Here is a 13,880-nt window from a genome sequence, read left to right on the forward strand (position 1 = left end):
GCTCAAGGCTAACGAAATAAAGATCAGCATGGATGGCAAGGGCCGGGCACTGGACAATATATTTGTCGAGCGGCTCTGGCGTTCCGTCAAGTACGAGGAAGTGTATCTAAAGCAATATCAGACGATGCAGGAAGCACGGGACGGCTTGAGTGCCTACTTCCGGTTTTACAACCATGAGCGGCCGCATCAATCGCTCAACAACAGGACACCGGCAGAAGTACATGGCACTGCTGTGCAATGGCTGCAAGCCGCGTAAGAATACAATTTAACCCATAGGGCATTTTACCTTAATTTAATGCATTAGTGGTCTTGACAGTGGGGTCCACAATATAGCCCTGTTGGATCAATCAGGTTAATAGGGTTATTACTAACGTAGGCGTAGTGGTTCAGACCTCCAGCAAACCCTATCGGATCTTTTGTGGTCCAACGTCCACTCTCCGGATCATAATCCCGCGCTCCGAACCGAACGAGGCCAGTATCTCTGTCATAGATGCCGCCCGCATACCCGAACGGCTGGAACCCAGGATTGGTATCGTTCGTGACTTTGCCCCAGGCGTCATAGTCCATCCGCTGGGCCACTGCACCGTTTTGAGCGTTCACGACCAAGCGCACGCTGCCGAGGTGATCACTGATGATCCGGTAGTTGGTTCCGTCTTTGATCATGTAGCTCGGAACGTGGCCTTTATCGCCATACACGAACCGCGCTACGACATTGCTGTTTTGATCTAGTTCAGCGACGGGATTCAACTGCCCCTGGTACAAGAACCCTTGCTCCAACGTTCCATTGCGCAGCTTGCCTACTCTTCGATTTTGGCCATCGATCACATACTCGATGTTGGTGCCATCGGGCAGCGTTACCTGTCGCAGGTTCGAGAACGCATCGTAGTCGTACTGCGTTGTTTCGCTCGTGCTGGTGTTGGTCTTTTCAGTCAGCTCACCATTGGCCGTATACTGATACTCGTTGTCTTTATATTGGATCAACCGGTCCTGTGCATCATATCGAGCGCCCAAGGCGATTTCGGCGGCCATTTTGCCACAGCCCAGTGCTGATGCGGGTTTCAGTTCGATGAAGGCAGACATCCAGCCACTGTACCAAGTCACAGGCCCCAAGGCACTTTTTCGCTTAACTTCGCTATAGTCTCGTGACGCACGTCACAGGTTGGGTAACTAATATCGGCATGCGAAGATCGGCCGGATGTTCTACGACTACCAGTGCAAGACGATGAACGGCAGTCAGGCGGAGGTGCCCTGGTTGCCGTTGAAGGGCCACTGGCTGGACCGGGCCGGGTTCGGGATCGACTCGGTGGTGACCGTGAGAGTGATGGAGGGGTGTTTGGTGCTGACCTTGGCGTAGGAAGAGCCCCCGGCAAGGTTGCTTGCCGAGGGCTTATTAAGGATGGCTGTGCAGTTACCTATTAATTAGCTCTCATACTAGTCCGTCGATTCAATAGCAGAAACACCATCGCCGTCTAAATAGAAAACCAAATTCTCAATTTGTACTTTTGAGCCACTCTCTTTCACAATCAAACCTTTCGAAGATAGATAAGCAGCGACGCTACTTAACTCATCTTCACTTATACGAGTGCCAAGCTGATCTACTATTAGAAAGAGGTGGGAATTCGCTCGCTTTAGTTGTGTATTTTCAGAGGAAACATAACTTAGAGTAATGCCCAGATCAAATACACGAGCAACAGCATATATGTTGAAGCTCAAGGAAAGAGCTAGCATGCTTACAAGGCCTGATTTCCAATTTAAATACTTAGTTAAATCCAGCATTCATAGCCTCACCTGCGAATGTTTTACATTGATTTGGATTGAATGGGTTCCAACTATATGGAGCCCTATCAGGATCATTCATCCTGTTTTCAGCGAAATCTATTATTTTTTGATAACCGGAACCCGAAAAGTAATAGGCACTTATATCACTTCCTTTTCCGTGGTTTTCAGATAGATAATCATACAGATTATTGAGGGATTCCTCTGTCGGTTTTCCATCTTCACCAATCGTTAAATCAGGAACTATTCTACGTTTAACTTGTCCAAAATCACTATCATATCTCCCATATTCATAATATCTTGTTGAGCCTGTTTCTGGATCAACAGCTACTGCAGCTGCATGCCCCAACTCGGCTGTAAAGCCAAAGCCTGTATCAATTGGGAAATTATCATAGTGAATATATATGCCGTCTAAACCTGTTGGATCCACTTTATTACTTGGACTGCCACTGACATACACATAATGATTCAACCCTCCCCCGAACCCAATCGGATCCTTAGAAGTCCAACGCCCAATCTCCGGATCATAATCTCGCGCTCCGAACCGCGTGAGTCCAGTGTCTCGATCGTATATACCGCCCGCATATCCGAACGGCTGGAACCCAGGATTGGTATCGTTCGTGACGTTGCCCCAAGCATCGTAGTCCATACGCTGGGCCACTTCACCGGTTTGTGCGTTCACGACTAAGCGCACACTGCCGAGGTGATCACTCACGATACGGTAGTTAATTCCGCCCATGATCATGTAACTCGGAACGTGGCCTTTGTCGCCGTAAACGAACCGGGCGATGACGTTGTTGCTTCCATCGAGTTCAGCAACCGGATTCAACTGCCCCTGGTACAGGAACCCTTGCTCCAAGGTTCCATTGCGCAGCTTGCCTACCCTTCTATTCTGCCCGTCGATCACGTATTCGATGTGAGTGGTGTCTGGCAGTGTGACGCTTCGCAAGTTCGAAAAGGCATCATAGTCGTACTGCGTGGTTTCGTTCGTGTCGGTCTTCTCGGTCAGCTCACCATTGGCCGTATACCGGTATTCGTTATCTTTGTAGCTTACGAGCCGGTCCTGTGCATCGTAGGTAGCAACGGCTGCGCCGTCTTCATGCGTTCGGTTGCCGTTGGCGTCGTAGGCCCAGGTTTGGACCGTGGCGCCGTTTTCCTGCACGCCGATCAATCGGTTTCGGTCGTCGTAGTCGTACGCGTATTGCGTAGCGGTGCCACCCAATGTCTCGGTTTTGCCGGTGATCCGGCCCGCGTCGTCCCGTTGCAGGGTGTAGCTGTACAGGGCGCTGCTGTTGACCTGGGCGCTGTAGGTTTGCAGTTCGCCAAAGGCGGTGTAGCTGTGGCTAGTGTTGGCCTGTTGCAGTTGGGTCCTGTTCAGGCGGCCATTGTCGGCAACGTAGTTCAGGTTTAAGCCTCCGGCTTGGGTGAGCTGTCCGTCCCGATTGTAGCTGAATGACAGACTGCTGCCATTGATGCTTTGTTGGGCCGGCTCGAAGTAGGCGTTGTATTGGTACCCGAGGGTACCGGATACCAGACCACTTGATTGGATCTGGGTGACCAGGGTTCCGTCGTACTGGAAGCTCAGCTGTTGCCCGCCCGGTGCGGTGAGGGTTTTCACCTGCCCGCTGTTGATGGCGTCGCTTAGGCCGTAATAGTTATAGCTGTAGGTGCCGGCTGGCGCGATTAGGCTGTCGAGCTGGCCGGTGTTGCTGTTGTAGACGTAGTCGAGCACGGCGCCGTCGGGTCGGGTAATGGCTTCCAGCTGTTTGTCGAGGTTGTAGCTGTAGTGCGTGGTGGGGAACTCGGAGCCGACCGGGGCTTCAGTGGCGTTGCCGTCCGGAAGCGGCGGTTCGTACACTTCTTTCTGGTCACGCACGGTGTAGTCGAAGGCGTGCAGTTCACCGCTGGGCAGGCGCAGTTGCGTCAGGTTGCCGTTCTCGTCGTAGCCGTATTCGATGACGTTAATGCCATCGGGCAGGTAGGTGGTGGCCAGTCGGCCCAGGGCGTCGTAGTCGAAGGCGGTGGTGTCGCCATCGGCGGTGGTGAGGGTGCTCAGTTGGCCCTGGTCGCTCGGGTCGGTGTAGCTGTAGGTGGTGACCCGGTCGCCTATGGTGGTGCTGAGCCGTCGGCCACGGCTGTCGTAGGTGTATTCGGTGTCCGGCAGGCCGGGCAGCGATACGCTGGTTGGTAAGAACGTGTCCGGGTCGGTGCGGTAAACCGATACTCTCCCTTCCGGTGAGGTGACGGTGCGCAACCCGGCTTGTGCATCAATGTCGACGGTGCTGGTGCGGTCGTTTTGCTCCACGGTCAGGGTGTAGCGCGTGGTGTCCGCCCCGTTTTCGGCGTAGTCCTTCTGGTAGGTGGTCAGCAGTGACAGCCCGGACGGTAAGGTAACCGTTGACGAGTTCGCCATGGGCTGATCGGTTTTGGGGTCCGGGATTTTGGTGATGACGGTTGTCATGCCCGCGCTCACGATCTGCTCCAGAAGGTTATCTTCTGAACGGGTGTGAGTGCTGGTTGTGTTGTTGGGCCGGACCTTGGTGGTCTGGATGCTGCCATCGTCCTGCTTGGTCCGCACGCTTTGGTTTTGCTTGCCAGTCACACTGGTGTAGCCGTATTGGTTTTGCCCGGCTTCGGGTCGTTGGTCGAAGAAGTCCCAAATTGCGCCCGCCGGATCGGTCACTTCGATGATGCGGCCATGCTGGTCGTAGGTTCGGCTGTAGCCAAAGCCTCTGCGGTCGGTCTTGCCAGTCAGCAGGCCGCCTGCCTGGTAGTTGAACTGGAAGCGGCTGTTGTCTTCGTACCGGACCTGATTGAGGTTGCCTTCAGAGTCGATGTCGAGCCAGGTGGTGTAGCCGTCCTGGGTAACAATGCGGGTCGGTACGCCGGAAAAGTCACGATGAATCATGGTGGTGTTGCCGAAGCGGTCGGTCATGGCACGGACGCGGCCGTTTCCGTCGTAGTCGAACTTGGTCAGGGTTACTCCGCTGTCGAGATCGAGCGTGGCAATGTGGCGGCCCGATTTATCGAACTGGTACGGCATGCGCAAGGCTGAAGTCGCTTCACGAACGCAGCGAACGTGGTAAGCGTCGTTCTTCAGAAACCGTTCACTGTTATAGCTTGCGCTTTCAATCGCCCAGGCCAGGGTTTCATCGGTCAGGTTTGTGGTAGAACTCCAATAGGGGTTACGGAAGTCTACCGTTGGGTCCCAGACTTCACCCGGGGGTAAGTTTGTCTGGTGCTCGAATACCTCGTTGGGTAGCGCATACAACAGTTCGTTGATGTTGGGCAGGCGCCAGTCGTCATAGTTGGCGTGGTTGGAGGCCTCGCAGTATTGAACAGCGCCCTCCCAGTCATGGGTTACGCTGGTGTTGTCGATGTCGTCCTGCCACATCAGGCCGTTTTCGCCGTCGACGACCACGGATTTTGTGGCGTCTCGTTTAAACTCGGCGACGGTTCGGCTGTTTAGCGTGTCACCTTTTACACACACTGTTGTCAGCAGCCGGTTGTTGGTATTAACCGTGTTTTGGTGCCACAGGTTGCGCGCCTGAGTCTGGCTGTACATACGTGGACCCAGGTTCGCGCCAGATTTCTCGATGGTGTAACCAACCTCTTTGGGCGTGGGCAAGCGCCAGCCTGAATCCAGCGGCTCCGCTTCATTGGTGCAATAGTTGATGGCTTGGGTTTTACTGGCCGTGCGCATGGGTTCATCCAGGTATTGCCATTCAAGGCCGGTCACTTCATCGACTAAATTTCCATCGCTGTTGATGCCGTAGTCTACGGTGCTGCCGCCGGCTTGGTAGAAGCCATCGTCGCCATTTAGGTAGCTAAAGGTTTGCCCGGTTTTTAGAATAAGGGACTCGGATGCCACCTCGGTAACCTCACCATTGCCCAGATACACGGCACCCACCGGATCGAACTCGTGCAGGTTTGACAGCGACCAACCGTTAGCCAGTTGCCGATCAAACGTATTTTTCAGCGTGATACCGCGGCGCTGCCAACTGATGAATGCTTCACGACCGGGTACCGCCGTGTTCTGGTCACCGGCGGTGGCCCAGGCCGTTGGAAAACTGCCCAACGGTTGCAGGCTGCTGGCGGCGTTGCCGTTGCTTAGGTAGGTGGTTGGGTATTCATGGCCAATACTGATGCGTCCGCGCACCAGACCCTCTGGTCGGGTGCCATCCGGGTGAGTACCGTCCCAAATGAATTCCGCTTCGAGATTCGGTGCTGGAAAAAACTCCTGCTCGTAAACGTGGCCGGCAACCTCAAGGCGGGCAATCATGTTATCCAGCGAAGCGGGTACTGAGTCACCACTAACAGTGACGTTGATCTTGTGCTTGTAGCCTTCGGTACGCTGGCTGGAATAGTGCAAGGTAAGGTTGCTGCCGGTGATCGGAATGTCCTCATGAAAAGATTGTTGCAAGGGCTTGGCGTATGAGCCGGTGCACATCAGTTCATCATTGTGAGGATCTTCAACGCTGCTAAACCAGTCGTACCACTGCGTCGCTTCAAAGTCTTCTGTCGCCCAGTTGTAATCAACCGGCGTCATGTGGTTAAAACGGCCCCACCAGAGCGTATCGCCAGCCGCGTAACTACCCAACCCGATGGCTTCGTCGGTTGTGCTGCCATCTTGCGTCAAGTCGTCTGGCAGGTAGTCGCCCGTGTAATCGACACCATCGACCGTGCCATCGCTGTTTTGATCCAACAACTGGACCACAACGCCGTTCTCAGAGGCAACCCACTGGGATTCAATGCGGTCAAAATAACCGATGGGTACAATCTCGCCGACATCGAAGCCGAGGAAGTTGTCCACATACATAACGACATAGCCATCAAACCGCACGGTGTCTGTGTAATGGGTCCCCGATACTTTTAAGTCGGTTGCGTAGGTGAAATCGGTGCCATCCGGTAATTCGCCCGGCATGGAACCCGGTGCTTCGAACTCGGTCGCTCCCAGCCAGAATTGCATGAGTGGTCGCTCAGAACCGTCTGCCGATTGAATGGTTGCAGACGTGATGCCATTGAACACGACCGTCGCTCTGCGCTGACCCCACTCGTCTTCCACCAGGCTGGACTGATGCACCTGAGGCTCGCCCTGACTGAAATCAATGAAGGTTTCTTGGTTGTCTCGCGCCAGCAGCATCACCGCATCCAGTGCATTCCAGCTGTCGCTAAGGCCAATAAGCGTACGTTGAACCACAACATGCCCGGGCTTGAGGTAGATCAGCGTTTGCTCACCCGCCGGCCCTGCGAAAGTATAGCGACCGTTACTATCGGTCGATACAGAACCGTATCCAGGCTTGCCATGCACACTGACCGTAACATCGGTTAGCGGGTATCCATCCCGGTCTGTGACCAGGCCGGTATAGATGGACAGCGCCATCGGATCAAGCTGTTGCACCGTTGCATTAGGTGGGAGATATTGACTGAACTGCTCGACGTTGGTATCCACCAGCGCGCTTGTATCGGCAGGCTCACCAACCTGAACCATAATCCTGTTCGATTGCACACCACTCACTGACGCGTATAGTTTGGCAACGCCAGGTTGCCTAGCGGAAATCACACCTGAGTCAACTTCCACAACCGAGCGCTTGTCGGCGACATAAGTCGCGAAGGTCGCTAGGTTGCGATTGGAACCATCGTCATAGTGACCTGTTACCGTCATCTGTGCGGTACCGCCTACTGCCATCAGTAGGCTGTCTGGCGTCAACGTCAGTCTCACCAGGCCTTCGGTTTCGGTAATAGGTGCATCCAGCACTAAAGAGTGGTTATCGGCACAACCCAACCCATTCAGCCCGGGTAGCTCGGTGGTCTCGTCTAACGACCAATCGCCTTTCTGGTCAATGGTTTTTAAGACTGTCACCGCCCCATAGCCATCGTTCGGGTCACCGCCCGGCTGATAACGACCACGAGCCTGCCCAAACCCAATCACCCCTTCTGCGTATGGTGAATGACTGTTTTCATTTAACCCCGTTTGCAGGAGGTGGTCGCGATGCCCCCAGGCTGGTCCGGTGGCCCAGTCAAAATCTTCAAACCAGGCTTTGTCTTCATAGATCCAACCGTAGATGGCTCTGGCCAGCGCGTAGTCTTCGCTGACTGGCTCGTTACTCGATGCGCGAGAGATAGACTCCACTTTTTTGTGCGCATCTCGGTTACTTAGAATCCACGGTGAATCATCCAGACGCTGCATTGGGCTTCGACCATCGTTGTGATGCCCAATAGGTTGATTGTTGTCCAGTATGAAGTCGGCATAAACTTGCGCTATATCGAGTACTTCGGGTGCATAGGCCTCGTAAGGTTTTATTCCGCGGGCCACTCGCTCTGAATTGATCAGGTAGAGCCCTTTCTCCTGCAGGTTCATGGTATCCCAGTCGATCTGTGACGGCATGATCAGGTATTTCTGGACCGATGGATCGTTTAATCGAGCATGATTAAACGCAGACTCAATGGCCTCTACCGTGGCCAATTCTCCTCCAATCCAAGCGATGTCGTCATCGGGGTAGCTGCGATTATGATAATCGTCACTCTCGATATCTACAGCTGGGCAGGCCTGTAATGGTCGACTGTCAACAACGGATACCGTGCGTTCAACCCGATCGGTAAAGCCGAGGTCAGACGAAACCACCAATGCAAAAATATGGTCGCCAGCGATTAGTCCATCTATCTGGGCCTCGGCACTCTGAGAGACCAATACACCATCACGGAACCACTCATACCCAATCATGCCTGCATCGATCCGGCTTTCAGTGCCATCTAACGTAAAGTGGGCGCCTTCATAGAGGGTACCCGGGTCGACAATGTATGCTTCTGGAGCGTAGCCCACCTGAAGGTGAACAGTTTGCTGCGCCTCCAAGCCGGAATCATCGGTTACGGTAAGATGGAACTGGTGTTCTCCGAACTCCGGTTCAGAGATATTCAATACAGGTCCCGTTGAAAGGACCTCTGAATTGTCTTCACTCGACCACTGATAGGACTGAATTTCTCCATCGTTGTCGTAGCTTGCACTGGCATCGAACGACACTGACGTACCAACCAGCGCTACCTGATCGTTGGAATTCAATTCAATGATCGGGTACTCAGCTGTCACTTCAATGTCTAATTCTCTGCTCACAGTCGCACCATCGGAATCGGTGACAACGAGCATGGTTAAGTACGTGCCTGCTGCCGGCTGCTCTAGCTCTAAGTTTGCGGTGGTGGATAACACGTCGCCAGAAGGCATAGCGCGCCATTCGAACGAAACGATACCAGTATCGTCAGAACTGCCACTGGCATCCAAAGACACGTGCTCACCCAAGCGCACTACCTGACGACCGTCCACCAATAGGTTCGGGAGTGCATTAACGCGGAAGACCAAGAGTTGAGTATGGGTTGAATTGTTATTCAAATCGTCCCAAACAGTTAGAGAAATGCTGTAATTACCAGGCACCAAACCGCTAATATCCAATTCAGGACCTGTGCTAAGTACGGTGTCGCTCAGCGTATCTCGCCACTCAAACGACTGAATATTGCCATCCGGATCGTGGCTTTCAGAGGCGCTAATGACGGCCGATTCATTACTGCCATAAACCGATTCATATTCGCTCACTACGATCACTGGCGGCAATGAGACTGCAACCGTTATCACCTCTGATGCCGTCAGTCCATAAAGGTCGGTGATTGTTATGCGATAATCGTGCTGGCCATAAGGCAAATTGTCGACGACAAGTGACGAGTCTGAAGAAACTACCGTTCCGGCTGGGAGCTGCTCCCAGGAGTAACTATCGATGCCAAAGTCATCATTTGACGATTCAGCGGAAATTGCCAGCTGAACACCTAAAGCAAGTTGAGTGCTACCTTCAACAATAATAGCCGGAGGCCTGTTGACAGGAATACTAATATCGCCGACATATCGGTTTTGCAACCCGTCAGAATCGGTAACCGTAAGTCGAATTTTGACATCAGCACCTGACACGTCCTCCAGGATCAGCGTAGGCCCAACACTTACAATCGAGCCCTGACTAAGATCAATCCATTCATATTCTTCAATCGTTCCATCAGAGTCATAGCTGCTGGAGGCATCAAGCAGCAAGTTATCGCCAAGGTTTACAACATCAGGGAGCTCAAGCACATCAGCATGAGGGGTTGCATAGGTACGAACACACCGTACGTTCTCTCCATAATTGTAAGACTCCTGATGATACATTTCACCCAGCGGACGGTTATAAAAGTCTGCGAATTCTCTATAATGAAAACGCCAGTTACCCAGCCGGTTTTCTAAAGTATGAGCAAGGGAAATGCGATCTCCCTGAACATAATCATATTTATAAGCTGCAGTGGCAGACAACCACTCACCATAATAGGAGCCACTTCCAGGTACGTAGTTAAAGGAGTCAGGCAGGTGATCGTCGCGGCTGTACTTGTCAAACTCGTACAGCAGTGTATGGGACTCATTGGCGTTGGGAAGCCGCCAATCATCGTGACTGTTTAAGCTGAGGTCTTCACAGTAGCCAATGGCTTCGACTATCGAATACGTTTCGCCTTGTACAGCAGAATCGTCCTGCCACATCAAATTATTTGTTTCGTCTATGGTAACGCCAGCGCCCTCCAGACTTCTCATGTCTGGTACAAAAGCCGGAGAACCACTGACACACCTTACCTGACCTTCCCAATCCCAATTAAGGGGTACCAATCGGCCCTGCCCAAAATTTACAGCATTGTAAAGGTTCCCAATACCTTCAACGATATAGCCATACGGGTCGTAGGAACTAGAATGAAGCTCCTGATACTTGAAAACCGATGAAATACGACTGCCGTCTCTATCTGATTTGTAATAATCCATAAGAAACTGCATTTCTAACCGGTTGGGAAGTCGCCAATCGGATATTCCCGCATGCTCCAATTGTTCACAGTGTCTTTCTGCACTCGAACTTGATGTGAAGGAAACCTCTACAGTTTCGTTGTCTAACCAGGTCAGTTCATTTACCAGGTCGCGAACAATCTCCATGTCGTGATCGCGTCGCAATACTCTGGGAGCACCAACTTTGAGATCACCGTCATCTCCGTCAAAATGCGATAGTTGCTCACCAGTACGAGGAACCATGGATCTCAATTCCCTAAAAAACCACTCGTTGCTTTGCCAGTCTTTAGGGTCCGTGCCAGCTGTGATTTCCTCTACATCCGTATAGCCGTCACCATCATCGTCTAAATCTGCATTGTCACCAATACCATCTGTATCGAGGTCTATATGCTCAGAATCATCAAGTGGGTATTCGTCTTCGATATCAGGATAGCCATCTCCATCGTCGTCTTCATCGACATCATCGGTTAATCCGTCTCCATCCGTATCTCGCTGATAGGGAGAGCACCCCTGTTCGTCCGGGTGGGTTGTAGAGTTGGTGTCTGGGCATTGGTCCGACTCATCGTCGACCCCATCATTATCTGTATCCAACTGATAAAGTGCACACCCTACCGCATTAACTGTCTCGTATTGGCGTGTTTGAGGGCACTGGTCAACTGCGTCATTGACATCATCCTCATCAGAATCCTTTTGATATAGCGCACAGCCATTTTCATCCACACTCTCCCCCGGCGCCGTATCCGGACAAAAGTCATACTGCTGGTATATGCCGTCGTCATCTGCATCATGGCAACCGACTTCATCAATGTCAGCGCCTTCAGGAGTGTTGATGCACTGGTCAACGGCATTACTGATACCATCGTTATCCGAATCCAACTGCTCCTGAGCACACCCGACTTCATCGGGAGTCCATTCCGACAAAGTACTAGGGCATTGATCGATCGCATCGTTAATGCCGTCTGCATCCGTGTCGAGTTGTGATAAAGAACAGCCATTTTCATCAACTGATTCACCTACGGGCGTGAAGACACAAGCGTCTACGTCGTCTGATATCCCATCGCGATCACCATCAGCTTCCGGACTAGTCTCTCCAGGATCGACATTACTGAGCAAATCGATGATTGGTCGATCATTGGTTGCTGGAGCAGTGTTGAAAATTGAAAAAAGTTGTTCAGCGGTCAACTCACCGCCAGTCTCAAAAGTAATTCGATCAATTGTATCTGAGCGCTTGAAGAATTCGAAAACTCGAACTGAATCTTGGTCATTACTATGGTGAAGAACCAGATCATTACCTTGCTTGAGCAAGTTGGATCCGATATCGCTGTAGTCCGTACCATCTACGTAGTGAATGGTATTCTGTCCGCTGGCATCGATGATAATGTCATGGCCATTCCCTGGTGCGATCTCGTAAATGTCGTTCCCTGCTCCACCAACCAGAATGTCGTTTTTCGCCATACCACGCTGACGATCATTTCCTTGGCCTGTTAGCAGGATATCGCCTTCACCCGAGCCCAATAGGGCATTGTCTATGCCTGATCCCAAGAGGATATTAAGTACAGGTTTCTGAATTTCAGGAGCGCTGACTCCGAAAATACCGAAAATCTGATCGGAGCTAATCGATTGACCACTATTGAATTCCAGGTAGCTAAGGGTATTAGCCAGACTGAAGAAATGATAAATGGTGACCGATTGACCCGATTGACCAATAAGCAACGTTAGATGATCACCAGACCGCATGAAGCCACTGGATACATCTGAAAAGGTGATGCTGGCATCAAACAATATGGTATTTTGGCCGCTGGTATCGATGATCAGGTCCTGGCCGTCTCCGCTGCGGATAACATAAGTATCATCGCCTGCTTGGGCCAACAGGATATCATCACCCTTGGCACCAAGAATTACATCGTTTTGTGCATCACCCAACAAAAATTCGTCATCTCCAGACCCGGTTACTGTGGCATCAATGCCCGAATCGTCACCTCCGTCACCTCCGTCACCTCCGTCACCTCCGTCACCTCCGTCACCTCCGTCACCTCCGTCACCTCCGTCACCGGAGCCTCCATCATCGCCAATTGGCGTCAATAGGCTGCCGATTTGCGCGGCGGGTATCATGAACCCACCATTAGGTTGCACATGCATCTGATCAGCTGCGCCCGAAAAAAAAGATTGAACAGTAACCGTGTTGACTTCATTGCCGTCGACTCGCACTAATAAATCATCTTCTGACTGATGAAAAGTTAGGCTTTCTTTAGCCGCCGAAAGAAAAAACAAAATGTCTTCGCCAGGGTCAGGGTCTATGATCGTATCTTGACCGGAGGTGTAGTAATAATGGTCATCCCCACTGCCCCCAATCAGAGTATCATTTCCATCTTCCCCCATAAGAATGTCGTTCCCTGGTCCGCCGAACAACTCGTCGTTACCAGAACCCGTTGTGGACCCGTTCCCACCCTGCAGCCGATCATCGCCTTCGCCGCCTAGAATTCGGTCATCGCCTCCGAAAGCGAAAATCTGGTCAGCTCCACCGAAGCCGCTAATATGATCGCTGCCCGGTGTGCCTAGCAATTGCTCGCCAGACTCAGTCCCTTCGACCGTATTGTCGTAATTGGACTCGGCGATGGAAAAACCACTTGTAAAGGTCAGGCATGCAACAAAGCATGCCTCAAAAAGGAGGTCGGTAGGGCGACGGGCGCTCATTTTGCTATCCTTGTTAAGCGTGAAAGGATGGTTCCCTGCCTCTACCGCAATGTAAAAGAAGCAGGATCAAGCTACTAGGCTGCTCTTTACTGGTCAAATACACTTTGCTTACATTGCCTAGAGATGTGATGAGGTTCACAACCAGCCATTATTGGAATTAATAATGAGCACCAATCCTTTCCAGAGAGCAGCATGATGCCGCCATGCCCAAGGAGTCATATCATTTTATTCGAGCCATATATAACTGGAGATGTTACTAGGGCCTGTTAACACTAATCAGCTTGTCCGCTATCAGTGAGAAATTTATAAAGAACCTAAAAAGCACATCCAATTTGTCGAATCGACTGAAGATTCTGCGAAACCCTTTGAGCCGCCGGAATAGACGCTCAACCTCATTGCGCTTTTTATACATCTCCCGATCATATTCCCAGGGATTCAATCGATTGATCTTGGGAGGAACCACGGGCTCCATACCTAATTCCAATACCAGCTGTCTTGTTTCGTCACCCTCGTAGGCCTTGTCCATCAACATCTTAGCGCCTTCCCACCCGCAGTTTTTCAGGCTCTCCAGAAG

6 protein-coding genes are annotated in these 13,880 nt (G+C 51.8%); 2 read left to right on the top strand and 4 right to left on the bottom strand.

Annotated elements, in window-relative coordinates; all coding sequences use genetic code 11:
* On the top strand, nt 1-256 hold a 256-nt coding region (locus G565_RS0118770), incomplete at its 5' end, for an integrase core domain-containing protein (RefSeq protein ID WP_028672230.1).
* Nucleotides 257-300: 44 nt separating this feature from the next.
* Here the strand turns inward: G565_RS0118770 and G565_RS0118775 are convergent.
* Nucleotides 301-1,080: an RHS repeat domain-containing protein gene (locus G565_RS0118775; protein WP_028672231.1), complete on the bottom strand. Its 780-nt coding sequence runs from the start codon at nt 1,078-1,080 to the stop codon at nt 301-303.
* A gap of 106 nt (nt 1,081-1,186) precedes the next feature.
* Here G565_RS0118775 and G565_RS26510 point away from each other — a divergent pair, with 106 nt between their 5' ends.
* Entirely contained in the window at nt 1,187-1,354 is a 168-nt protein-coding gene (locus tag G565_RS26510) for a SymE family type I addiction module toxin (RefSeq protein WP_281168942.1), read from the top strand.
* Between the two features lie 77 nt (nt 1,355-1,431).
* Here the strand turns inward: G565_RS26510 and G565_RS0118785 are convergent, their stop codons facing one another.
* The 3 genes from G565_RS0118785 to G565_RS0118795 form a co-directional block, all read right to left on the bottom strand.
* The gene (locus G565_RS0118785) at nt 1,432-1,776 is read right to left on the bottom strand and encodes a hypothetical protein (protein WP_157600153.1); all 345 of its coding nucleotides are present in this window, start codon (nt 1,774-1,776) and stop codon (nt 1,432-1,434) included.
* Nucleotides 1,760-13,306 (bottom strand): Lcl domain-containing protein, encoded by an 11,547-nt coding sequence (locus tag G565_RS24935; RefSeq protein WP_037340311.1) that lies wholly within the window; start codon nt 13,304-13,306, stop codon nt 1,760-1,762. The genes G565_RS0118785 and G565_RS24935 overlap by 17 nt, the downstream gene beginning before the upstream one ends.
* 256 nt (nt 13,307-13,562) lie before the next feature.
* Nucleotides 13,563-13,880, bottom strand: a 318-nt coding sequence (locus G565_RS0118795) for an IS5/IS1182 family transposase (RefSeq protein ID WP_028672233.1), incomplete at its 5' end; no start/stop codon positions are given.

The organism is Saccharospirillum impatiens DSM 12546, assembly GCF_000423605.1.
Lineage (GTDB): Bacteria > Pseudomonadota > Gammaproteobacteria > Pseudomonadales > Natronospirillaceae > Saccharospirillum > Saccharospirillum impatiens.